This is a genomic window from Bradyrhizobium elkanii USDA 76, assembly GCF_023278185.1.
Taxonomy (GTDB): domain Bacteria; phylum Pseudomonadota; class Alphaproteobacteria; order Rhizobiales; family Xanthobacteraceae; genus Bradyrhizobium; species Bradyrhizobium elkanii.
This window is the reverse complement of sequence record NZ_CP066356.1, coordinates 7,125,494-7,147,952: the sequence shown is the minus strand read 5'-3', so window position 1 is coordinate 7,147,952 and position 22,459 is coordinate 7,125,494. Positions and strand designations below refer to the sequence as shown.

17 protein-coding genes and 2 pseudogenes are annotated in these 22,459 nt (G+C 58.9%); 4 read left to right on the top strand and 15 right to left on the bottom strand.

Annotation, left to right across the window (positions count from 1 at the left end; translation table 11 throughout):
* Positions 1 to 1,520 precede the first annotated feature (1,520 nt).
* Together istB and istA are read right to left on the bottom strand one after the other, a co-directional pair.
* The gene (gene istB / locus JEY66_RS34190) at positions 1,521 to 2,330 is read right to left on the bottom strand and encodes an IS21-like element ISBj11 family helper ATPase IstB (RefSeq protein WP_018270204.1); all 810 of its coding nucleotides are present in this window, start codon (positions 2,328 to 2,330) and stop codon (positions 1,521 to 1,523) included.
* Positions 2,327 to 3,841: an IS21-like element ISBj11 family transposase gene (gene istA / locus JEY66_RS34185; RefSeq protein WP_038973741.1), complete on the bottom strand. Its 1,515-nt coding sequence runs from the start codon at positions 3,839 to 3,841 to the stop codon at positions 2,327 to 2,329. The genes istB and istA overlap by 4 nt, the downstream gene beginning before the upstream one ends.
* Before the next feature lie 233 nt (positions 3,842 to 4,074).
* Here istA and JEY66_RS34180 point away from each other — a divergent pair, with 233 nt between their 5' ends.
* A complete protein-coding gene (locus tag JEY66_RS34180) occupies positions 4,075 to 4,521 on the top strand; it encodes a hypothetical protein (RefSeq protein ID WP_245287115.1) in 447 nt (148 codons plus the stop codon).
* A 101-nt stretch (positions 4,522 to 4,622) separates the two neighbouring features.
* Here JEY66_RS34180 and JEY66_RS34175 read toward each other — a convergent pair whose 3' ends face one another.
* Entirely contained in the window at positions 4,623 to 4,811 is a 189-nt protein-coding gene (locus JEY66_RS34175) for a hypothetical protein (RefSeq protein ID WP_018270183.1), read from the bottom strand.
* Positions 4,812 to 4,877: 66 nt separating this feature from the next.
* Between JEY66_RS34175 and JEY66_RS34170 the strand changes: the two are divergent.
* Positions 4,878 to 6,214 (top strand): annotated as a pseudogene (locus tag JEY66_RS34170) (IS5 family transposase).
* Positions 6,215 to 6,308: 94 nt separating this feature from the next.
* Here the strand turns inward: JEY66_RS34170 and hemN are convergent.
* Together hemN and JEY66_RS34160 are read right to left on the bottom strand one after the other, a co-directional pair.
* On the bottom strand, positions 6,309 to 7,643 hold the full coding sequence (hemN, locus tag JEY66_RS34165) for an oxygen-independent coproporphyrinogen III oxidase (RefSeq protein ID WP_026192370.1): 1,335 nt from the start codon (positions 7,641 to 7,643) through the stop codon (positions 6,309 to 6,311).
* An 808-nt stretch (positions 7,644 to 8,451) separates the two neighbouring features.
* Positions 8,452 to 9,168, bottom strand: coding sequence for a sulfite exporter TauE/SafE family protein (locus tag JEY66_RS34160; RefSeq protein WP_016840024.1), 717 nt, complete (start codon positions 9,166 to 9,168; stop codon positions 8,452 to 8,454).
* Between the two features lie 823 nt (positions 9,169 to 9,991).
* Here JEY66_RS34160 and JEY66_RS34155 point away from each other — a divergent pair.
* Both JEY66_RS34155 and JEY66_RS34150 read left to right on the top strand, forming a co-directional pair.
* The gene (locus JEY66_RS34155; protein WP_016840023.1) at positions 9,992 to 10,177 is read left to right on the top strand and encodes a hypothetical protein; all 186 of its coding nucleotides are present in this window, start codon (positions 9,992 to 9,994) and stop codon (positions 10,175 to 10,177) included.
* Positions 10,178 to 10,754: 577 nt separating this feature from the next.
* Complete coding sequence (locus tag JEY66_RS34150; protein ID WP_016840022.1) at positions 10,755 to 11,480, top strand: LuxR family transcriptional regulator; 726 nt, start codon at positions 10,755 to 10,757, stop codon at positions 11,478 to 11,480.
* Positions 11,481 to 11,751: 271 nt separating this feature from the next.
* On the opposite strand, the gene JEY66_RS34145 is transcribed toward JEY66_RS34150, so the two are convergent.
* The 10 genes and pseudogenes from JEY66_RS34145 to nodD2 form a co-directional block, all read right to left on the bottom strand.
* Positions 11,752 to 12,474, bottom strand: coding sequence for an outer membrane protein (locus JEY66_RS34145; protein WP_016840021.1), 723 nt, complete (start codon positions 12,472 to 12,474; stop codon positions 11,752 to 11,754).
* Between the two features lie 618 nt (positions 12,475 to 13,092).
* The gene (locus JEY66_RS34140; RefSeq protein ID WP_075968984.1) at positions 13,093 to 13,365 is read right to left on the bottom strand and encodes a hypothetical protein; all 273 of its coding nucleotides are present in this window, start codon (positions 13,363 to 13,365) and stop codon (positions 13,093 to 13,095) included.
* Positions 13,366 to 14,413: 1,048 nt separating this feature from the next.
* Positions 14,414 to 14,788 carry a hypothetical protein gene (locus tag JEY66_RS34135; RefSeq protein ID WP_016840019.1) on the bottom strand — a complete coding sequence of 125 codons (375 nt, stop codon included), beginning with the start codon at positions 14,786 to 14,788 and terminating at the stop codon, positions 14,414 to 14,416.
* Positions 14,789 to 15,733: 945 nt separating this feature from the next.
* A complete protein-coding gene (locus JEY66_RS34130; RefSeq protein ID WP_026192371.1) occupies positions 15,734 to 16,759 on the bottom strand; it encodes an LLM class flavin-dependent oxidoreductase in 1,026 nt (341 codons plus the stop codon).
* Between the two features lie 169 nt (positions 16,760 to 16,928).
* Positions 16,929 to 17,186, bottom strand: a pseudogene (locus JEY66_RS34125) (transposase); the annotation flags it as partial.
* Positions 17,187 to 17,246: 60 nt separating this feature from the next.
* Positions 17,247 to 17,456: a hypothetical protein gene (locus JEY66_RS34120; protein ID WP_225164195.1), complete on the bottom strand. Its 210-nt coding sequence runs from the start codon at positions 17,454 to 17,456 to the stop codon at positions 17,247 to 17,249.
* A 679-nt stretch (positions 17,457 to 18,135) separates the two neighbouring features.
* Positions 18,136 to 19,248 carry a branched-chain amino acid ABC transporter substrate-binding protein gene (locus JEY66_RS34115; protein ID WP_018270189.1) on the bottom strand — a complete coding sequence of 371 codons (1,113 nt, stop codon included), beginning with the start codon at positions 19,246 to 19,248 and terminating at the stop codon, positions 18,136 to 18,138.
* A gap of 240 nt (positions 19,249 to 19,488) precedes the next feature.
* On the bottom strand, positions 19,489 to 20,202 hold the full coding sequence (locus JEY66_RS34110; protein WP_026192373.1) for a MerR family transcriptional regulator: 714 nt from the start codon (positions 20,200 to 20,202) through the stop codon (positions 19,489 to 19,491).
* A gap of 122 nt (positions 20,203 to 20,324) precedes the next feature.
* Positions 20,325 to 20,534: a hypothetical protein gene (locus JEY66_RS34105; protein ID WP_075968983.1), complete on the bottom strand. Its 210-nt coding sequence runs from the start codon at positions 20,532 to 20,534 to the stop codon at positions 20,325 to 20,327.
* A gap of 593 nt (positions 20,535 to 21,127) precedes the next feature.
* Complete coding sequence (gene nodD2 / locus JEY66_RS34100; RefSeq protein WP_016848463.1) at positions 21,128 to 22,123, bottom strand: transcriptional regulator NodD2; 996 nt, start codon at positions 22,121 to 22,123, stop codon at positions 21,128 to 21,130.
* Positions 22,124 to 22,459: the final 336 nt, after the last annotated feature.

Sequence of the window (22,459 nt, the reverse complement as noted above, 5' to 3'; positions counted from 1 at the left end):
CGGGGGCGCCGACCAAACAAGCCGCGAGCGAAAGCGCAACGGCAAGTCGCCGTTGCGGCTCGCTTGATCGCAAACTGCAGGCAAATGCTGCGATAGCCGAAGATGTCCGAGGCGTCGTCGCCGCAACAAAGCAATCACGCACAGTCTACTTCGCATCCTTGTTTTGCGAGCCATGAATGGATTGAAAGTCGGCCTCTCTAGTCCAGAACGGACCTCCCGAGCCGTGGCGTCTGGGGACAAGAGGACGACGCCTCATGGGCAGGACGTCTATCCCAGCGAGATTCACTAGACCTGGCGACTTGGTCACCCGTAAGCGCGAGCATGATCTGGTCTGCACCTTGCGTGTGCGTCAGGCCGGATTTGCCGAGAGTGAGCAACGCTTGCTGGCTGAGCGAGAACCGTTGGCCGCGAGCGCGCGGAGCCGCAGCTGTCCAAGCCGCCAAGACATTTCGAACCTCGACCTTGCTCCACTATGAGGTAGAGGATTGCGGCCGTGCCGAGCATCTTGCTCGAAGTGCCTTTCTCGACGAAGTGGCAGCCACGGGGATGCAATGCCTGCCAAAGCGGAGCCGTGGCTTCGTGAAGCTGTCCTGGTATCGTGGTCCGCCAAGGACGAAGCGATCGTCGACGACCGCGATTTCCACAGAGCCTTGGAATTTGTTCGCGCAGCGATCGCGTCACAACGTCCACGATGGTGGCCCAGAACAGCGGGGGAAGCAGGTTTCGAGCTGCTTTAAGGGCTGTGGGCGAGAAGTTGCTAATTCCGTCCGCTGCATTGGCACGGACAAATCTGCGGTGCATTTCGAGTGCCTAGCTATGATCCCGTAACGTTCGTGGGCCACGCTTGCCATGCGTCCGTCGTCTCGATCAACCTGCCAGGATTGGTAGTTGGCCATGCTCAACACTTGCCGCTCCAATGGCATGGTGGCTCGAGCGCCAGCTGTGGCGCCTTTTTCGTAGCGCCTGGCCGCGAAGTTGCCAGCCTCGGCAGCACGGAAACCGAGAGTCCGACTTTGAAGGAAATAGCGGCCGGCTCGCATCAGGCGTCGGCAGGGTGCAGAATCTGCAACGTTATCCTGAATGATGCGAAAATGCTGCACCATGGCCGAGGAAGATGAGAACTAGTGCTACCGCCAGCCCTATAATGCAGGAGTTCCCCGTAGGGTGTTCGCTTTGCCTTGGTCAAGACGGGCCGCTTCATTGGAGCCAAGGGAGCAAATGGTCGGCGAGTTGAAGAATGTTTTTGGGGCGGCCGCGGCTCGCTGGGATGCGTGAGCATCGCGAGCTCTCGCGTCAACCAAGAAGTCTATCGAAACGGGGAAGTCGGGCAAGGAACGATGGAGATGGTTGACCAGGCGGCCGCCTCAGACTTGCGGCCGCTCTTATACTATAGCGCGACGATCTGGGTCGGAAGAGCGCGGCGATCAGGATGGCGAGTCAGTGTCGCGGCGCGATGATGATCGCCGCGATGATTGTCGCGCGCAAGAGTTTTGTTTGCTTTGATTGTCGCGGAGCGTCAATCAAGCGAGCGTTTTTTGTGTCGCGTGCTCCGGTGGCCGCCCTGGACCACGCTTTCGCTCGAGGGCAGTCCGCCTGCGATAGCTCTCGACGTTCATCTCGACGATGGTGGCGTGGTGAACAAGGCGATCGATCGCCGCGAGGGTCATAGCTGGGTCCGGAAAGACCTTGTTCCATTCTCCAAAGGGCTGATTGGCGGTGATCAGCAAAGAGCGTCGCTCGTAGCGTGCGCTGATGAGCTCGAACAGCACACTGGTCTCGGCCTGGTCCTTGGTGACATAGGCAAGATCGTCCAAGATGACGAGATCGAAGCGATCGAGGCGGTTGATGGCGCCCTCGAGGTTGAGCTCGCGGCGAGCCACCTGGAGCTTCTGCACGAGATCGGTGGTGCGGGTGAACAGGACGCGCCATCCGTTCTCGATGAGGGCCAAGCCGATTGCTGCCGCCAAGTGGCTCTTGCCTCCACCGGGCGGACCAAACAGCAGCAGATTGGCGCCCTTGCCGAGCCAGCCGTCGCCGGCGGCGAGTGCGGTCATTTGCGCCTTGGAGATCATCGGCACGGCCTCGAAGTCGAAGCTGTCAAAGGTCTTTCCGGTAGGCAGCCGCGCCTCGACGAGATGGCGCTCGATGCGGCGGCGGCCGCGCTCAGCGATCTCGTGCTCGGCAATGGTGGCGAGGAAGCGCGCCGCCGGCCAGCCTTCTTTATCGGATTGCTCGGCAAATTGCGGCCACAGCGCCTTGATGGCGGGCAGCCGCAGCTCGTTGAGCAACAGATTGAGGCGCGCGGTGTCGACTACGTTGGTTGTGCTCATGCGGCGCCTCCGATCTCGGCGGTACCGATGAGGCATTCATAGGTGGCGAGCGGTGCGAGGCGTACCACGACGTTCGGCACCTGGGCGGGATCCGGGGCGAAGTGAGTACGTAGCCGGTTGAGGTCGGGCAGCCGGCCGTCGTTCAGGTCAGCCGTGAGCTGATTGGCGAGTTCGGCCTCGCAACCGCGCTCATGGGCGAGTGCGAGGAGATCGACCATGATCCGGCAGGCCTTCTTGTCCGGTAAGCGTTTGCGCAAGACGTCGAAGGCTCGGCGGTAAGCTTCCCGGGGGAACAGCTGGTCGCGGTAGACCAGGTTGAGGAGCGCCATCGGCTTGCGCCGCAAGGAATGGATCACGTGCCGATAATCGACGACCTGATCGTGCTTGCCATTGGGATGCGGCCGCCCGCGCGGCAAGGTGAGGAGATGCGTGCCGCCGACAAACACGTCGAGGTGATCGTCATACAGGCGCACCCGCAGCCGATGGCCGATCAAGCGCGACGGCACCGTGTAGAACACCTTGCGCAAGGTGAAGCCGCCGGACGACGTCACGTGGACGATCACCTCTTCATAGTCCGACGTGCGGCGGTCCGGCAGATCCTGAAGTGCGCTACGTTCACTGTCGATCCGCTTGGCGTTGCGGGCATTGCGGCGGCTGGCGATCTCATCGATGAAGCCACGATAGGCAGCTAGATCGTCGAAGTCGGCGGTGCCACGCAGCAACAGCGCGTCGCCGATCGCTCGCTTGAGATGACCATGCGAACTCTCGATCGCCCCGTTCTCGTGGGCGATGCCACGATTGTTGCGGGAAGGCCGCATGCCGTAATGGGCACAGAGGTCTTCGTATCGCCGCGTCAGATCGTCTTTGGCGTCGCGGTCGAGATTGCAAAAGGCGGCCGACAGGCTGTCGGTGCGATGCTCCCGTGGCGCCCCACCGAGTGACCACAAGGCATTCTGCAGGCCTTCGGCCAGAGCGACGAAGCTCTCACCGCCGAGCACGACATGGGCGTGCTCAAACCCGGAATAGGCCAGCCGGAAGTGATAGAGACGATGGTCGAGCGGTACGCCCGCGATCGTGACACCCAATTCGCCCATGTCGGTGAAGTCGGACAGGCCGCGCTGACCGGGTTCGTGGGTCTGGCGGAAGATGACCTCCTGCTCCTCGCCGTGGATCGCCCGCCAGGCCCGGATCCGGCGCTCCAGCGTGCGACGGATGCCGGCGCCGAGCTCGGGATGGCGTCGGAGCAACTCCTCGAAGATCGTGACCGGCCGCACACCGGGGGCGGCCTTCAGCATCGGCGCGATCTCTGTCTCAAATACGCGGGCCAAGGGATCTGGCCGGCGACGGCCGCGGGGAGCCTTCTTCTGCGACGGAAGGCGTCGATCCTTCTCGATCCGGTAAGCGGTCGAGGTGCTGAACGAAGCCTTGGCGGCGGCCACGGGTGGGCTATCGGTCTGACGGTACTTCATGTAGAGCCTCATTTGGTGATCGGTAATGTGTCGGCCTGGCACGCGAGTGATTCCTCTTGGCGGAAGAACCACTTGCATAACCAGCCGGCCGCGATCACCAGTCGGCGCGGTCCGCTGTGGATCGCGCCGACGCCGGGCTCGTAACTCCGGTCGGGCTACGCCCTCCCTGCGTCACGAGCCCGGCGTAGCCCTCTCATCATGGTCGACGCTCCACTTCCATCCTGTTCGCCGCGCGGCACTTATACGGCTCGTCAGGGCGAATTCGCTGCGGTTTGGTGTTTCTCGTCCTCGTCGGCTTGTGTGCGGCAGCAGCCCATTTTGGCGGCAGCCTCGCGGGGTTTGTCGAGACGTCGGCAGCCGGGCACGCAGATGCGGCGGTGGGCCTGTCGGCGCAGGACAGAATATCCCTAACCGAGATACGTTGGGCGCAGGAGAAGGTGAGCGAGGATATCGCAGAGCTTAACCGGTACATCGATGCGCAGCGGAAGGACCTCAAGGGGATCTTAGATCAGATCACGGTGCTGGCTTCGCGGATTGATTCCTTGCAGAATCCAGCAGCTGTCACTTCTGCTCCCTCCGCCATTTCTTCGTCGCCCCCACAAGCTGCTTCGAGCCCGACCAAGAAGCGCGCCGAGAAGCGCGTAGAGCGGTCCAACCCACAAGGCCCCGTTTCCGTCGGAGGTGCGCCAGTGATCACAGGACAGAAGAGGGGCAGGCCTTGATATGTTAAGGCTGTTACAGGCGTGGCCGAGGCCTTTAGCCGCACTCACTGAGGTCAGCCGTACGTTTCGCAAAGTGGCTTGTTGCGATAGATAGCCGAAGCCTACGAACGCAACGTCGTCACCAAGGTCACGCTCGCCGAGGTGATCCGAATCAAGGCAGCCGACAGCATTCCGGCCGCTTGTTTGTCGTCCGTGAAGAATGCAGATCGGCCTGAGAGATAGGCAGAAGTTGTCTCGATAAAGTATTCGATTTGCAGGAAAGCGGGGTGTTGGGCCGCGGTTTCTTGCATTTTTGGATTTTGCTTTCGAGCGATTCGTGATTCCCTGACGGCTGGTCATCGGCATTGGGGACGGCGATGAGCAAACCGCGAGATGATCGCCAAAAAGACCTGTTGCTTCCGGCGCTCGATCAAATCATCGACATGGGCCACCCGCTGGTGCGGTTGGCCCGGCGCTGATCGACTGGAAGTTTCTGGATGACCGCTTTGGTTCGGTGTGCCAAACCGGCCCAGGGCAGCCTGGCCTGCCGACGCGGCTTGTCGCCGGCCTGTTCATCCTGAAGCACATGCACAATCTCTCGGATGAGGTGCTGTGCGGCCGCTGGATCGAGAACCCCTATTATCAATACTTCTGCGGCGAGTTGAGCTTCTGCCACCGGCTGCCGTTCGATCGATCGTCGATGACGCGCTGGCGCCAGCGGCTCGGCGAGGAGCAGCTCGTCGCGCTGATCCAGGAAAGTCTGTCGGTGGCACACAAGACTGGCGCCATCGGTCCCCAGGATCTGGAGCGGGTGGTGGTCGGTACCACGGTGCAGCCCAAGGCCGTTGCGCATCCGACCGACGCGCGGCTGATGCATCGGGCCATCACCAAGCTCGTCGGGCTTGCCAAGCGCAACCGTGTGCCGCTGCGCCAGAGCTATCTGCGCCTGGCGAAGCGCGCCGCCATCATGGTCGGCCGCTATACCCACGCGCATCAGTTCAAGCGCGCCCGGCGCCAACTCAGGTTCCTGCGGACGCGGCTTGGCCGGATCATCCGCGATATCCGCCGCAAGATTGATGGCGATGCGGCGCTGGAAGCGCGCTTCGGCCCGCTGCTCGATCTGGCGCAGCGGGTGCGCAGCCAGGATCAGCATCAGCGCGGCCCCAAGGTCTATGCGTTGCATGCGCCGGAGGTCGAGTGCATCGGCAAGGGCAAAGCCCGCGCGCCTTACGAGTTCGGCTGCAAGGTCAGTATCGCCACCCCCGTGACGTCCCCGAAGGGTGGACAGTTCGTGCTCCATGCCAAGGCGCTGCACGGCAATCCCTTCGACGGCCACACGCTCGGCCCCGTGGTCGCCGACATGGAGAAGTTCACCGGCGTGGAGGCTCGCCGCATCCATGTCGACAAAGGGTACCGCGGCCACAACCACCCGCACCGGCTCAGGGTCTGGATCTCAGGTCAGGTTCGCCGCGTCACGGCTTCCATCCGGCGCGAGATGAAGCGTCGTGCGGCTGTCGAGCCCGTCATCGGTCACGTCAAGGCCGAGCACCGCATGGACCGCAACTATCTCAAAGGCCGCGTCGGCGACCGTATCAACGCCGTCCTCGCAGCGGCCGGCTACAACTTCGGCCTGCTCCTGCGATGGCTCGCAGAACTCTTGCGGGCCATCATCCGGGCCTTCGCCGAAACTGTCCCGGCTCAAAACATCGCTTAAATCAGCGCTCGTCGGCGTTCTTCACGGCGGACTTGTTTCGATCATTCGTCCGCAAGCAGCGTTGATGCATCGAAACCGTGCTCGGATCCGTGGCTTAGTAGGGTGTGCGGTCGAGATGAGCGTCGAATGCCGCAGCGACAGCGCGCACGACAAAACGGTGCTCGTGCTTGACGCGGATGAAGCCGTCCTGGATCTCCACTATGCCGTCCTCGGAGAGCATTTCCAAGCGGTCGGCTGAATCGAGAAACCCAATCGGATCAACTCCATGGGCAGCACAGAGTGCCGGCACGTCGGCCTCCAGATCGCACATCAGGCGCTCGATAATCGCAGCCCGCAGCCGATCTTCCTCAGTGAGACAGCAGCCCTTCGATGTTGCCAGACGGCCAGCTCTGATATGCCGGCTATAAGTAGCGGTTTCGGCCGCGTTCTGGACGTACCCGTCACCGAGACGGCCGATGGCTGACGGACCAAGGCCGATCACGGTCTTGCAGGTATCTGCCGAATAACCCAGCGAGTTGCGGCGTAGCCGTCCAGCTTCTTGTGCCAGCGTGAGTTCGTCGTCCGGCAAGGCGAAATGGTCGAGCCCGATTTGGCGGTAGCCGGCAGACACCAGCGTGTTCGCCATGGCCGCAGCTTGCTCGACGCGGGCAACATTGTCCGGCAGTGCCGTCTCATCGATCTGGCGCTGACGTTTCATATAGGAGGGCACATGGGCATAACCGAAGACCGCAAGCCGGTCGGGTCGCATGGCCGCGGCCGTCCTTGCCGAGTTCACACAGGACTGCACCGTCTGGTGCGGCAGTCCAAAAAGCAGGTCAAAGTTGATGCGGCTTATTCCCTGCTGGCGAAGACTTTCGACAGCAGAAGCCGTCTGCGTTTCGCTCTGAATGCGGTTGACCGCCCTTTGAACCTTGGTGTCGAAGCTTTGCACACCAATGCTCGCGCGGCTGACCCCGGCTGCCCCTAAGCTTTGCGCCATCTCGGTCGTGAGCGCGCGCGGGTCGATCTCGATGGCGACGCTAGCGGACGTGCTGAAGGCAAAATAGCGGCGTAATAGCTCCATCAGAGCTAGGAAATCGACCGCCGCAATGCTGGTTGGCGTTCCGCCGCCGAAATGCACGTCGTTGACGGGCAAGGCGCGCGGCAGTCGCTCCGCAACCAAACGAATCTCTTCCCGCAGCGACGTCAAGTAATTGCGAATCGGCCGTTCGCTGCGCGTGAGGCTTGTAGGAAACCCGCAGTACCAGCAGATCGACCGGCAGAACGGAACGTGGATATAGAGCGATACGGGTTCGTCGGGCGGCAGCCGGTTCAACCAAGTCTGACAGGTCCTGGCGCCGATTGTCGTGGAGAAATCCGGTACAGTTGGGTAGATGGTGTACCAAGGCAGGCGAGCATCGCAATATTTGTTCAGGAGTGCGGTCTGCAAGGCTTGGCTTCCCATGCTTATACAGCCGCGAAGCTGGCCGATGCGCCCTCCTGTGTCTTTGAGTTATGTCAACTGGTCCGAACTAAGTCGAAATCGGAATTCCGTTCTCGATATCACGGCCTAGGGACTGACGTGGCGAGAGGTATCCAGGGCCGAAGGCTGCGCTGCGAGCGTGGATGTGATCCACCATCTCGACCCATCACCGCGAGGCAAGCGACATCCCGCGCAGGTCCGGGTGGAGCGGCTTCTCATCGCTCACCTTCCTTCGCTATAGGCGGCAGCTCTCGGATAGATGCCATGAGCAGGACGTGTCCGTTGGAGATACCATGGATAAGAAGTTGCTCATTAGATGAGGCGCGACAAGCGCGAGATCATACAACCTGACGCTACGTGAGATTCAAGGCTCTTGGAGCCACGCAGAAAGCATTTTAGACGCCACGCCCAAAAAAATGGACAGGCCTCATTTCCGCCACGCTGCTTGTCTCATTGCCGCAAGCATCGTCACGGATGTACTGATGATGTTGGGGCGGACCCGGCGCACTTCCAACCCCGGCAAAGTGCGTCGGGGCGCCTTGGCTCGGCGACGTCCCATCGCCAATACAGGCAGCTCACCAATTCACAACCAAGTGTCAGGTTTTGCTAATCCCGGATCCGAGTCCGACCAACTTCTCACGCGATCGCTATCTGACGATGCGTTTCTGTCCGCCTAGCGCTTTATGTCGCTTGCTTTTGCGCTTGCTTTTACAGTTATCAATCTTCGTAAGATTATCCAGTTCAGGTCTTCATTGGTCGCGCTTCAGCTGCGCGATCATGCGCAAACCAATTGGATACCGGCAACGAATAGAACCGCCACGAGAATGAACCTGGCAGTTGTCTGGCTCATCCATTTCAGGCCGATCATCGTGCCTGCGACGGCACCCCCCAGCGCGGCGACTGCGTAAAGCCAGAAATACGAAGACGGAAATTGACCAGCGAGAAGAGCTCCAACGAAGCCGATTGTGGAATTAGCCAGAATAAATGGGGGCGACAGCGCGGCGCTCTGCTTCGGCGACGCCCAATTCAGGGCGATGAGCGTCGGGGCGAGGAACACCCCGCCGCCGACGCCGGTCAGGCCGGAAACCAGGCCAATCGCCGCTCCAATGCCCACCGTTCCCCAGATCGGATTTTCGCAAATGCGATCGGCGGCGCCTCCACGCCGCACGATCATCACGGCTCCTGCCAGTAGAATGACGACCCCGGTCAGCGTCTTATAAATGTCTTCTCCGAGCACCATAAGGCCACCGGCAAACGCCGCCGGCATCGATGAGAGCAGAAGCGGACGCAGCATTATCCAGTCGACGACTTTGTTGCGGTTGAAGACCCATGTAGCGTAAGTCGCGACAACAATGTTGAGACCAAGCGCCGTCGGGCGCATCTCTGTCGATGGCAGAGCAGCAAAAGCCATTAGCGCCAGAAATGCAGTACCACCCGCCTGGCCAACGGTCGTATAGAGCAGTGAGATGATCGCCAGGACCAGAGAAAACATACTTCACCGGTTTTGGCGACGCGCTTCGCCTTGGTTGCGAACCGCATCAAGGATGCCCTCCCGAGGCGAGGTGCAATTGTCTTTCCCGCGGGGTTGTTGCTTTGAATTCCGAGTTTAGTCAGAATGCGCTGCCGGACCGATCCTCAACCCAAATTGCATGACGATTGCCATGTGTCGATCGTCTCCATCAATTGTCAAGTTGGGTAGTTGACTGGACTGCCCAAGACTCTTGCAGGTGGATGGACAACGCATGTCGGGTAGGCAGTACTCCCGACCTCGCCTGACGTCCACGGGCATTCCGAGCCGTTACACATGCAAGGTCGGTTGCCGGTGATCGGACCCGTGTTTGTCGTCGATCTCTGATCGGCCAGCCTCCGTGCTTTCAGGCCAGAAGTTCGCTGCGCTTGGGATATCGACGCGTTGGAGGGGCTGCCGTCGCGAAAACGGCATTCTTTTTTTGATCTGGATCAATTGGTGCCGCGGCTCGCGCAAATGGTGCTGTCGCGTTTCCTTCCGATGTCACGATTGCTTCAATACGCCATGTACTGGAACCGCCCGTTTGCCAAGCCCTTGCTTCCACGAATGATTGTGCAAACACAAAAACTGGTATGACACTTGCTGGTCCGATCCCAAGTCCTCTCCCTTCTGGAGATGCACATGCAACGTGTCCTCTGCGTCAAGGAGCTCTCGCGACATCGCGTGTCTCTCGTTGCATCGTTGGCGCCACTTCTATTCGCCCCTTCGATTTATTCGCGCCGGACCTGCACGCCCCTCAGAGACCACGCATTAATGCTAGGTCGTTACCTCTTGGGGTTTCTGCTGCATGTTGCTTATCGATCGCGTCCTCGACGCGGCGGAGGGGCCCAGGATCGGCCAAGGGCTGGCGATGCGAATTCGCAAGAGGGGGAGGAAAAATGACGCCACTATCACCTTCGCCGGCAAGCAGAGCATCGACGGTGACACCACGCAGTGGGGAGCCGGCGCCCGCCAGCGGGTCGGCGTACCCTAGCTCACCTCGTTCGGGAAGCTCAGTGCCTATAGTCTGCTCGTGCTCGACCTTGACATGCAGCGAAGCTTCATTCGCACCGGACCTGGGTTTCGCACGAGCCAATCTGACCTATGCTGACGCCGCAACCGGTCGTGCTGTTTGGTTCGTATCGCCGGCTGAACCGTTAGGACAGTCGGATTTCCTCAAATCCGCGCGCTCCGCATGTGCGTCAGAGATCGAGAGCGCGGACCAATCAAGGTGGCCGGCCCAGCGGCGATTCCTAGATTACCAGCGCGTCACAGGGGAGCCGGTTAGATCACATTGGATGGGCATCGGCGCTACGGTTGCGTCGCGTTGTTCGGCTTAAGACACAGGATAGCAGCGGCGCCTCGGTTGTTTGACGAAGACGATCACGCCGCCGCAGTGGCCGGCAGAGCCCCGAATTCGGAAATGGCGTCTGGCAGCATGCGGGCGCTCCAGACTTCTCGTAGAGCAAACCCGGGAGGTTCAGGCCGTGGAATCCAACTTGGCTCCGCCTGAAACAAGCGCAATCGAACGCAGCGACACCGACCATGATCGGCGTCCTCAGCCGCCGATCATGGATCGTTTTAGCTTCACTGAATGCGCAAAACAGACGCATTCGCTCAGAGCGCTGTTCGAGCTCCTCGTAAACTGCGCCACCGAAGAGGGGTTCGGTGAGGTTGCTTATGGCGCCCTCAACTTCGTTGAGCCACTTCGCCTGGCGGAATATCCACCCCCAACCGTGGCCGTGAAGTGGCCACCAGATTGGTGCGAGCGATACTTCAAACACAAGTATCACACCATCGATCCGGTGGTTCGGCGGACGCCGATGCTGTTGCGGCCGTTTTTGTGGGATCAACTCGCGAACCACTATGAACTTCAGCCAGACGAGAGACGCGTACTGGACGAGGCCAGGGAGGCCGGCTTGAAGCATGGTATGAGCGTGCCGTTGTTTGGGCCGCTGGGCCGTGTATCGGTGGTGTCGTTTGCATCTCCATCCGACGATGTTGATCCTCAGGACCGCATCGGCCATCTCAACGCATTGGCTTCGCTCTTTCATACCGCCCATGGCGAGATCGCACGTCCTTGCAATAATGGCGGAGAGAAGAAAGTGACCCTGTCGCAGCGGGAGATCACTTGCATGCGGTGGGTGGCGGAGGGAAAATCGTCATGGGAAATTGGGGTGATCTTGGAAATCAGCTTGAATACCGTCAATTTTCATATCAAAAACGCGATGCGAAAGTTGGGTGCGACCACCCGGATCCAGGCAGTCGCTATTGCGATTCGCCTCAATGTTTTTTGAATTGCTCACTCGAATTGGAGCTGGCGCCAACGGTTAATTGTTGCTCGCGCTTCCGTTGAGGCAAGCGATTGCAACCCCTCGTCGCGTCGGATCGGAGCTCCTCAACGAGTGTTGGAGCACGGCGATGCGTTTTATCCAGCCTATGAGCCAGCTGGGACGACTGGTGTTTGGAAAAGGCCGGCAGGGGGTGCTTGTTGGTCAAAGGAACTTGAAGAAAGAACCCCGACCGACGGTCGGGGATCTCGATTCGACGCCGCTGGCGTGGATATCACTATCTGCCAAACGCCGGGCTGAACTTGTAATTGAGCCGTGCCGAGATGAGATCGACGTCCTGGTGGACGCGATCGCCGCCGGATGTTGGGAAGAGCACGCTGCTGCCCTGCATGAACAAATGGTCATACTCAACGCCAGCCGACCAACTCGGCGTGAGGCTGACTTCGACCCCTGCGCCCAGCGCACCACCCCAACGCACATCGTCGTTCCTGGAAATCCCGGCTCCGGTAGTCACTGAATTGATGTGATAGGTGTTGCTGGTCACCGCAGCACCGCCCTTAGCGTACAACAGAACGGCATTGAACGCGTAACCGATGTGACCGGTTAGCAAGCCGAACGCATCCGTCTTGGTGCCAATGACGTCTGCCGGGAAGGCGGTGCTGACATTGGAGCCGTTGAAATCGGCCCAGTTGCCCTGACCTTCGATGCCATAGACTGTATTGAAGATCTGCCAACGATAGCCAATCTGACCACCGACGGTGGCTCCAGCCGAATTATGGCAGCCCTCGGGAGTGACGCCATTGAAATCCCAGCAATTATGGCTCGATCCCCAGCCCCCATTGATACCGATATAGTAGCCGGTCCAGTCGGTAACTGGGGGGGCAACCGGCAGCGGAGGCGCTTTGACGTTGAGGGGCTGCCCGGCGAAGTCCGCGCCAAATGCGGGAGCGGCCGCACCGAGTGCGCCGATGCATGCAGTCAGAATCAGCAAATTCTTCATTCGAGTGTTGTTCCTTTCGATGCCCCCCGGCGCTGTGCGTCTTAACAACATCGCCGCGAATTGCTGTAACTGCAGCACAACATTGTTTTGCAAGAAACGGGTCGAATCGAACGCTGCGTCAGATTGTTGGGCGCGCATTCATCGCCATGCACAGCCCGACCAAGATGCTCTTAGCCGATAGGCACGCACCATGAGCGAAGGTCAATACCGCCGATAGTAACTCTTGCACGCTTCTCAACGGTCTCTGTGCGCCCGCGGAGGAGCCAAAAAGGTCGATGCGGCTTGCCTGCTTCTAGTAGCTAATTTGCTTCGCGCTTGCGGATGCGGCAGCGCCTAACGAGGCATTACGCTGAAGTTGTCCAAGCGCGTCCCGAGTTTAGGGCATGAGTAGAATCTTCGTATGCACAGTGTCACGTTAAGGGGTAACGAGCTTATCCTGCCTCGTCGTCGCTTACTCTGACCCTTAGCTGACTTGCCCAGCGCTTGGCGCTTTGTACCCGCTGCATTAGTTCAGAAGCGGTTCGGGCAAAATAGTGGTGGAAAAATAATGCGACAACCATGTATCGAGAATGCTAATCTGCGACTTAAGATTGCGGAGAGCAGTGACATAGCTGATCGTTATTGCCGCGGAAGTGTGAGTAATCTTGCTGCCTTGGTCGAGGCTGTCAATTCTGCGCGTAATTTTCGTATCGCCTCGTTCGCCAGATGCAAGGTATTCCGTTCGCCGTTCCTTATCGAAGATTCCAGGGAAGCTCGCAATCGGCTATGAAGTACTGTCTTGTGATTATGTGCCAGCAGCGGATCCTTCTCGACAAAGCGCCACGCCTTGTCAAACGCGGCGCTCACGAGAATTTCGGGCGCCTGCATCTGCTCGGATGAGATCTGATCCATCTCAAACTCCAATCGATATCTTGAATACGAAGAGGTCGCGTTGTCGAAGCATCGAGTGCCGGTGGCCTATCAAGCAAGCAAGAGATCGGGTCCGTAGGCGCGCTCACGCATCGAGCCACTGTCGACGCTACGATCAGATTTATACAGACGCTTATTGAAGCGCGGATGACCGAACGTCGTAGTATCAAATTCAGTTCAATGATTCTGTATCACTCGAAGGCGGGCGTGCGTTATCGCGCGCTTTCATGCCGAATTGCCCAAATTGCTTGCGGTCGGTGGTGGTGGCTAATCCAAGAAACTAGAAGAGCGGGCCAGATTGGGTCGGCGCGACGGTGCTAGCGGACGAGCTGACCTTTCACCACATTCGTAACCTCGAAATACGAAGCGTTTGAACCCCAGTATTGACCGTTTTGTACGATTCACCGCCTAAGCGCGTGACGCAGTCTGGACAGTGTTTGTCGGCGTTCTAACATGATCGACGGCGCGCCCGTCTTTCTGTTGTTTGACCCGTTCGCATGGCCGCGTGGTGTGACGTTTTGCGTCAAGTGGGAGTGCAGTAGAGAAGGCGGTGACGAGATGCGGGGTAATTGCGATGATCTGGTTGGTGTTGTCCTGCAAGGAGCCGTGGAATGTAGTGCGTTGCGGGATGTAAGAGGTGCTGCCGCAACACAAGCGCCGAACCATTGAGGAAAACGTACCGAACGAGACAACCATGCCTCTGCGTCGCCACATACGTTGCTTCGCATTCATTCGCTTAGCTGCGGAATATAAGTCATTATAGATACGATGTACTTGATACAAGAAAGTCCAGCTGAGATGAGAGTCGATGATGACCTCCCCGGCGCGATGGCGTCCTTTCAAACCCCGCTGTGATGCCGGAGGTTGCAATATGACAGGGCAACGGAAGCGGCTCGCTCGCGAGACATAAGCCCATTGAATCTTGAGCCTTGCTGCGGTGCTGGGCGCGCAAAACCGCAGCGCGGCGTAAGCCCAGCTATGAATGGCGTTTCATCGCGTCCTCAACGGCCGGAGTACACCGAATCGAACGTCACTCCGCTGCACGCGACAGAATCAGTTTGGCGATCTTAATTCGGTTGGCAGGCGTACGCAGAGCCTCAGGTAAAGCTGCCACTGTTTGATCGAAAAGCCGGCCCAAGGCCTGAAGGTCTTCTGGATGATAGATGCCGCGGTCCGCCGACATTCGCGCTGTTTGCCCGTCGCTAGTGTAGCCGTTGGTCCTCGCATCGCCGAGCTGACCGAGCGCAAGCTCCGCATTTATCATTTCGTTTGTGAGTGCGTTAAGCAGCCGGACCGCTTCGAGTTCGTTGCCTTCTTCACCGATGAGGGCGGCAACGATGCCCAGTTGCAGGTCGATGCGGTGCTTCAGGTCCTGTATACGCGAATTGGAAGGATCGAGTTCCACGGTGTTTCTCCAGAGTAATTAAGAGCAGGCCTAGGCTAAGTAAAGAGGTGCGTCGTTTGTCGCGTTCGCGGGGCTGCAGGCGCGTGACGAGAACGAATTGCCGCTGCAGAAGGCTGTGCACACGCGCAGTCAGTCGCGAACAGCGCATAGAATGAGATGACCGCGGTGCAAGTTTGCAGAAAGCAGGTGAAGGCGGCCAGCGCCGAGTAGCGCTGAGGGTGTGAGCGAGTGAGAATCGCCGACCACGATGATGTGGGGGTCCGGTTCGCCTTGGCCGAGGGCCCAGTTCGCTTGTCAGAGGCCTAGCCGGCGCACGCATGGACCCCAGCCGATAAGAGTGCGTGAGAGCCAATCTCCTGGAACGCCTTTAGCATGACGACAATTAGGTCGGCGACTACGCGGTAGATGGCGCGTGGGACGTTGCGATGCGCCATCCGACTATGGGTGCGCAGCACGTGCCGCGATTTGCAGGATGGGGTAGTCTCATTGGTGATGCAGGCACGCGCGGCTGGAGATGCCCGGCGACGACGCTCAAAGCAAACTGGGTTCATTGTCACACGTGGTTCGTGAAGGGCTGCTTTCCGAAAATCGGCGATTGACTATGGGGTATTTGGTTAAGAACGGTAAAATCGAAAGTTTTGATGGGATGCATCCAGCTCGCGGATAGCGCGCGCGATCGGGGGATCCGCTCTGGAAGACGCATGAGGCCAGCAGCATATGAACAACGTTGGCTTGACATGCCGCCGCTCTCCAAATCAGTTCACGTCACCGCCGACGACGTCGGCCGAGAGGCCTGCACGATGGTCATCGGGGCGAGTCAGTCCTCATCGGTCTTTGGACCTCCTGCTGAATAAGGCAGGAGGTCCTAGATAAGCGACTTCGGGACATCCAATCATAGATGGAGGTCGCGACGCGCTGCCTCTCTGAGGTGCCAAAATCGGATAGTCATTGTCTGGCGATGATCTCGGATCTGATTGTGGTTGCGGTGTATAGAGAAGTTTCCAGCGGGAGGTTCCCGAATGCAAGCTGGCAAAGTAGGTAGTTGGCGCCCGCTTCCTCCATCTGGTTAAGAAGGAGCTGTCGGGCGGAAGCTGGTGTTCCGACGACGCACAATTCGTTCTCGAGCGCTGCATCGAAGGTCAGCGGCAGGGTAGGTGGTGTCGGAATGGCGTTCAGCTCGTATACGAATCTAAAGCTCTCGAGCCATCGCTGATAAGCGGTTTCCGCTGCTGCATGGGCGTCTCGGTCAGACTGCGCAATCACGACCATGCGGAGCAGACCAAGAAACGGCTCCCGATCGTCCGCGTCCGTCATGCCCGCCCGATGCGAGCGGAACGCATTCGTAATGTTTCGGACAGCTGAGGAGCGGCCTTGGCACGCCAGATTGGCGCCATTTTCAGCGGCCCATTCCGCCGACTCGGTCCGGCTGCTCGTGATCCAGGTCGGCGGACATGGATGCTGATGAGGCTTCATGGTCAAAGGTATCTCGCTCAGCTCAAAAAATCGTCCGTGATAGGATAGCGTATGCCCCTTAAGCGCGGCATTTAGGATTTCGCTGGCTTCCTCATAACGCTCTGGCGCCGCGTCCGCGCTGACGCCGAAATAGCCCCATTCGGTCGGCAGGGAGCCACGTCCGATACCGAGCTCGAGCCTGCCGCCGCTCAATTGGTCAAGCATGCAGATCTCTTCGAACGCGCGCAAAGGATGATAGAGGTTGAGCAACAGGACCAGCGGACCAACGCGCAGTCTCTGGGTACGCTGCGCGACGCTCGATAAAAACAGATTCGGCGACGGCCCTCTGCCATGTGGTGTGCAGTGATGCTCGGCTAGGTGATAAGCGTAAAATCCCAGAGAATCACACACTTCCGCCAACTTGAGGCGATCTTCGTATTGTCGCGCGACATCGCGACCGTCGTCGTCCAAATGGTCGAAAATGCCGCACGTTAGTCTTGGAGGAGGGCTGTTTTTCACTTGATCATCTCCGTTTGTGGAACAGAAGTCCCGGTTGCCTGATGTCGTCTGTCTCAAAGACGGCTCGTTCGCTATTTGACCGCTTTTGACTTCTCTCGTTGGGTGCAGGCACCGAGCTTGCACGATGCGATTGGGTCATGAGAATCTGCAAATGGCGGTCTGATCACTACTTTGACAGGAGCTCGCGAAGGGCCGTCACACCGAGCATGTGCTCCACCAGAAGCATCTTTAGCTTCACGTTCTCCTCTTCCAGGGCCCTCAATCGCTTGGCCGCAGGAACGTCCATGCCGCCAAACTTGGCTTTCCAATTGTAGATTGCCGCCTCAGAGATCCTGTGCCTACGAGCTAGATCGGCCGCTTTCGCGCCGGCCTCATGCTCCCTCAATATCGCGATAATGTGCTCTTCCGTGAATCTCGGTCGCTTCATCTGTCCGCCCTTCTTGGGGGAGGACTTGCACTCCGGCCAGAGCAAATTGCCAATAGGAGGTCAGCTGCCGCGCGCCAGCACGACGCTTGGGTCGGAGGGTACTCCAGAAGGGTCAAGTTCAGCGAAGTCGGCTGCAACTTCCTGCCTTTCAGGCCCGACAGGCCGAAGGTTGTTCGCGAAGGCATAACGGCGCCCAAAGATGCGCACGCCGATGGCATGGCCGATCACATTGATGTCGAGAATGTTCTGGCTCGTGTGTAGCCAGCCCATTGGCATGTCGCGGCGGCCGGCCTGACGGCGGTTCGCTCCAAGGTGGAGCTTTTCCTCGCATGTCGGCATTGCCGTGCCAGGACGGTAACGAGCCTTCCAGTAAGGCGGCGGACAGCGGGAATGGGGGCCCATTGATGGCAACGCAAGTCACGAGGAGAGCTGTTCGGTCGGAACGCCAATTGGCCGTCTTGCCGTGTGCTGTTCGCAGGACCTCGCACGGGGCGCGCCTGCTCATAGAGTGCAGCGCGCATGTGCATCTGTCGGTATGCCGGCTCGATGACGCAAATTGCTGATGCAAATTGAGTTCCATGGCTACGTTGTGGGAAGAAACCACCGGCACTTCGTGATGTCGCCGAGCCGTTGCAGACGGCATAGAGGCCTACTTGAGGAGGAGCCGGTGAACCAAAAAGAGCGACCATCGGTCTGATCAAGACATGCCTGCCAAGGTGGTCGTGCGATACTGAGGGTTTGCACAAGCACTACTTGTTTATCATCGGACGCAACTCATCCCCCAGTGGATCGACGTCAGGCAGCTCTGCCAGCGCTGCAGCGAACGCCAAAAATGCTCCGAAAACCGCGAGTATAAGAGTGCACGCCAGTAGGGCCGCACCAAGGTCGTGAGGGCGTTTCATTCTCTGTATCACTGGCTGAATTGTGGGAGGTTGCTCGTCGTCCCCGATCAGTTCTGCTTGACGGCTTCAACATGCCCGTCACGCCAGCGGTAAACGAGAAATCCAGGAGCCGCGTTGTCTCCTTTAAAATCAAACAGTATTGGGCCTATCACGGTATCGATCGGCCACGAACGAAGTGCGCTGGCCACTCGTCGAGCATCGAAAGAGCTGGCCCGCTTTACCGCCTCTGCCCATGCTTGGACTGCTGCATAGGCGTAAAGCGTGTATCCTTCGGCAGACAGATTGGCAGCGCTGAGTCTGGCCACGATGCCGGCCGCTTTGGCATTCTTGACGGGGTCGGCCATGAAGGTGAACAATGTGCCATTTCCTGCACTGCTGGTAATGGCCCAGAATTCAGAGGTCATCAGTGGATCGTTTGCCATGACGATGAGGCCGGCACCTGCTTCTGACGCCTGGCGTACGATCAGTCCAATTTCGGTATGATAGCCGCCGATATAGGCGACCCGCACGCCGTCCTTCTTCATTCTTGAGACCAGTGCTGCGTAATCCTTTTCACCGGCTATGTAGCTTTTTCGAATGACGTGCTCGCCGGATTTCTGCAGCTGTGCCGCAACCACGTCGGCAATGCCCTTACCCGCCGTGCTCTTGTCGTCGAGCACTGCGATCGTCTCGTTATGGTGATTTGCGTGAATGTACTCAGCTGCAACGAGACCCTGTTGGTCGTCACGGCCGCAAATCCGAAACACCGTCTTAAGGCCACGTTCTGTCAGTTGAGGACTTGTCGAGCCAGGTGACATTTGAATGATGCCTGCTTCATCGTAGACGTCAGAGGCCGGAATCGACGAAGAAGAACAAAAGTGACCAACGACTAGCCGGACGCGCTCGGTTGTGAGTTTATTCGCAACTGCGACGGCTTGCTTGGGGTCGCAAGCGTCATCGACGACGGTCAATATCAGCTTGGTATCGGGAAGTATGCCCGACGCGTTCAAAGCCTCGACGGCGGCCGCCGCTCCATTGCGCATTTGTGCGCCAAACGCCGCGCTGCTTCCGCTCATAGGACCAGCTACGGCAATATTGACGTCGGAGGCGCGCGTAGTCGAGCCGACGGCGCAGAAGAGCAGTGCTGCACTGGCAGCTAAAACGTAACGCCGACCCAACATTGTAGGGCTCCAATGCTCACCTGAAGTGAACCGCCAGCGCCGGCGGCTCGATTTGCTTCCAAGCCTGATGTGGTCGCTTCTGCCAAGCGAAGTCGTGCGCGTCAGCTTGGCTACGCCGCGACCATGATAGAGCCTACAATTTGACGTTACGTGCGGTTCAAGTCCCTTTGTGAGAAACTAATAAACCGTGGTCTCGGCGGAATGATCAGCGAGATCCTGCGCATCCCTGCGCCCAGGCCGTCAGTACGGCTGATCCTCCAGCCCCGCAAGGGCGAGGTCGAGATACTGCATAAGAGTAGGATCCCAACCGGCCAGACTGCGAGGGGCACTCAACCGCGCAAGGACCTTCAGGATCGTTGAAACGCGCGAATCGGCTCCGGCGATTTCGCTGATCAGCAGCCGCGCTGCAACCGCCACAGCTTTCGCTCGCTCACCGCAAGGGTGTTCGCCCCGATCCATGCAATCACGCAGTTCGTCGCGGATTCGCCTCCACCGCTCCTCGCGCTCTATAGCCAATTTGCACGTACATCGGGACGTCTGACTACGCGTCTGGACCTTAGACATCGCGTCCAAGGTTGCAGGCAGCTCATCTACACTTACCTGGATCTCACTGCCTGTCGTCATGTCGCGTAAACGATCTCGCAACAGGGTCGCTCGAGCGACTTGAAGTTCGATCCGCTCCAAATGTTTGCGCAGCAGGTCAATGAGTGAGGTAGTGCCCTCCATTGCCTTACGTATCTCGTGAAGGGAGAAGCCAAGCTCACGTAACGCGCGAATCTGATGAACTCGTTGGACGCTTTCACGATCGTACATCCGGTGACCGCCGTCTGTGCGCTCCGATGCGGCCAAGAGCCCGGTATGTTCATAATGATGCAGCGTGCGTACCGTCACTCCGGTCGCCTCTGCAAGTTCGCCAATGCGCCATCGACGCCTTCGTGGTGTAGCTTTGCTCATGTTGTTCAATTTCAAAGCCTACAACCTGACGTCACGTATGATTCAAGCTATTTCAAAGCTCTAGCTGGATCGTCTTCCATTCCAGCGTAAGAGATGGTGACTATCCTCAGAATGGTTGGCGATCAACCCTTAGGTGAAATGATGATCAACAAGTTCATCAGGCATGCCAGCCTGGACGCGCCGCTCTCTGTACTATCCAAGATGAGTTTGGCGACTGCGGTCCGATTTTCAGGCGTTCGCATCGACGGCGGTAACGCATTGATTGCGCCATCAAACAGGCTTCCTAAGACAGATAGTTCTTCCGGATCGAATACGCCGCTGTACTGTTCCAACGGTCGGCTCCTTGTTTGTCATTGCGCCAAGGCGGCGCACGTCGTCAAGACGTTTGGCCGCGATAGGGCCAAAAGAAGTCAGATCAGCGGCGCGGAGCGAGGAAGATGCATGGCGCCTTAAGGTGATGCGACAAGGCAACACAGGCGCGCGGTGTCTTGCAAAATAGCACGAGCGATTCCCGTCATCTGTACAATCGCTCGGCGGGCTGGCCGCGCGTCATGTGCGGCTCGGCGGAGGAATCGACTCCGCGCATTCGGAGCACGACTGGTTCTGAGCGCGGATGGCGCGAGCCCCGAGTTGATCTTGCTCATGCCGCTACGTGAGGCCGCGCTCAAGGGCGGGGCCTGGCCCGCGCGATGTATCGAGCGCTTGGTGCGGCGCTTCTGACGTGTGGCCCCTCTGAAACAACTCAATAGGTGACTTGAACTGCCACCTGACGTCGGGCGGCATGCCAATTTGCAAATCCCGCGGCAACGTCATGATAGCCGTCGGCAGCGAAGACGCTGGACGTGAGTTAGAGCAGGAGAAGTCTAAAGTGTGGCTGTAGAGACATGCAGCGGGATATAGGAGGCGTGCACGTCCTTGAGAGGAGTCACGATAGTCGCGAGGCAACGCTCGTCAGGCGTCCTTCAGTGTCCGCTTGCTCCGAAGCGTAGCTCATGGAGCAATCATCACTCGTAGAGGTCATGCGAGCCGCCTCCTGCAACAATATCTCTCGCATCCAGATGCTTTCCGGATCGCTGTTCTGAAGGACAGGCCATTGGACCGCTTCGGTAAATGTTGGGAACGGCCGCGGAAGCTCGGCGATCCGAAGGGGCATCGTTGTTTCGAAATGCTTAACGAGCCTTAAAGGCATGGTTCCTATCCGGCTCGTGCCCATCAGCATGGGCGGGATCATGCCGTAGCTGTGCACGAGGATGTCGATGCGTCGGTTCAGGCCGCGATCAAGTAGAAACGACTCCTCGATGGGAGGCATGCGCGCAACTCCGAGCTTAACCGCAACATGGCCCATCGTCATGTATCGATCAAATGTAAGCCGTCGCCGTAGCTCGCCGTTCGTGCCGCAGCCTACACACACGAGCCTTTCCTCGAACAGGGCTATCCGCGGGTGCGCGCTGGACATGAATGGTTCCGGGAGGATAATGAAATCAAGCTCGCCGCGCCGGAGAAGTTCATCGTGCTCATCGGCGAGCGCTACCAGTTCGAAGCTGACGGCAGGAGCTTCGCGCGCGACACGCTCGGCGACATGTCGGAAGAATACGATCGTTATAAAATCGCAAAGGCCGATCCTGAACCGCCGATTCGATTGCGCCGGGTCGAATGCGTCGCGCGCGATAATGGAGAGCTCGATGTGCATCAGAGCCTCACGAACGGGTGCCGCCAGCCCCTCCGCGCGTGACGTCGGGACAAGTTTCCGGCCTCTCATCGCAAACAGCTCATCACGGAAATAGGAACGCAGCCGGGCAACGGCTGCGCTCATGGCCGGCTGACTGAGGTTAATCTTGCGTGCAGCTGCGGTAAGGCTGCGCTCAGTCATTAGGGCGTCAAGGGCGACGAGAAGATTCAGATCAAGGCCGTTGAAACGCATATCTCATTATCCGACGCGCTCGTCTTTTACAGTGCATACCATGAGCGACAACGGCTGCATCTGAAGCGGTGTCATTGGCTCGCGCGAATCAACTCAGTTCCTCTCGTGCGATTGCGAAGAAGCTCGCGGAGCATCGCAGAATGGCACGCAGTGCGCTCGGGGACGACGACCTGCGGCTCGAGCCGTCGGGAGCGCCAACCTGATCGATCTCGTCGATTCCCGGCACTCTCGCAACTCGACTTAGTCGAGCCGCCATTGGCAAACCAGCCTTAGTGCCTATCCTGCCATAGCCAGGAGTTCACGCGATGTGACCCGTTGACGTCCGCCTGCGCAGCA

What these genes read in the sequence shown, in the direction of transcription:
- JEY66_RS34140 (WP_075968984.1), bottom strand. Translation starts at nt 13,365, where the DNA reads ATGGATCAGATCTCATCCGAGCAGATGCAGGCGCCCGAAATTCTCGTG.
- JEY66_RS34145 (WP_016840021.1), bottom strand. Translation starts at nt 12,474, where the DNA reads ATGAAGAATTTGCTGATTCTGACTGCATGCATCGGCGCACTCGGTGCG.
- JEY66_RS34175 (WP_018270183.1), bottom strand. Translation starts at nt 4,811, where the DNA reads ATGCAAGAAACCGCGGCCCAACACCCCGCTTTCCTGCAAATCGAATAC.
- JEY66_RS34150 (WP_016840022.1), top strand. Translation starts at nt 10,755, where the DNA reads ATGGATCGTTTTAGCTTCACTGAATGCGCAAAACAGACGCATTCGCTC.
- JEY66_RS34110 (WP_026192373.1), bottom strand. Translation starts at nt 20,202, where the DNA reads ATGAGCAAAGCTACACCACGAAGGCGTCGATGGCGCATTGGCGAACTT.
- JEY66_RS34160 (WP_016840024.1), bottom strand. Translation starts at nt 9,168, where the DNA reads ATGTTTTCTCTGGTCCTGGCGATCATCTCACTGCTCTATACGACCGTT.
- JEY66_RS34155 (WP_016840023.1), top strand. Translation starts at nt 9,992, where the DNA reads ATGTTGCTTATCGATCGCGTCCTCGACGCGGCGGAGGGGCCCAGGATC.
- JEY66_RS34115 (WP_018270189.1), bottom strand. Translation starts at nt 19,248, where the DNA reads ATGTTGGGTCGGCGTTACGTTTTAGCTGCCAGTGCAGCACTGCTCTTC.
- nodD2 (WP_016848463.1), bottom strand. Translation starts at nt 22,123, where the DNA reads ATGCGTTTCAACGGCCTTGATCTGAATCTTCTCGTCGCCCTTGACGCC.
- istB (WP_018270204.1), bottom strand. Translation starts at nt 2,330, where the DNA reads ATGAGCACAACCAACGTAGTCGACACCGCGCGCCTCAATCTGTTGCTC.
- JEY66_RS34120 (WP_225164195.1), bottom strand. Translation starts at nt 17,456, where the DNA reads ATGGGCTGGCTACACACGAGCCAGAACATTCTCGACATCAATGTGATC.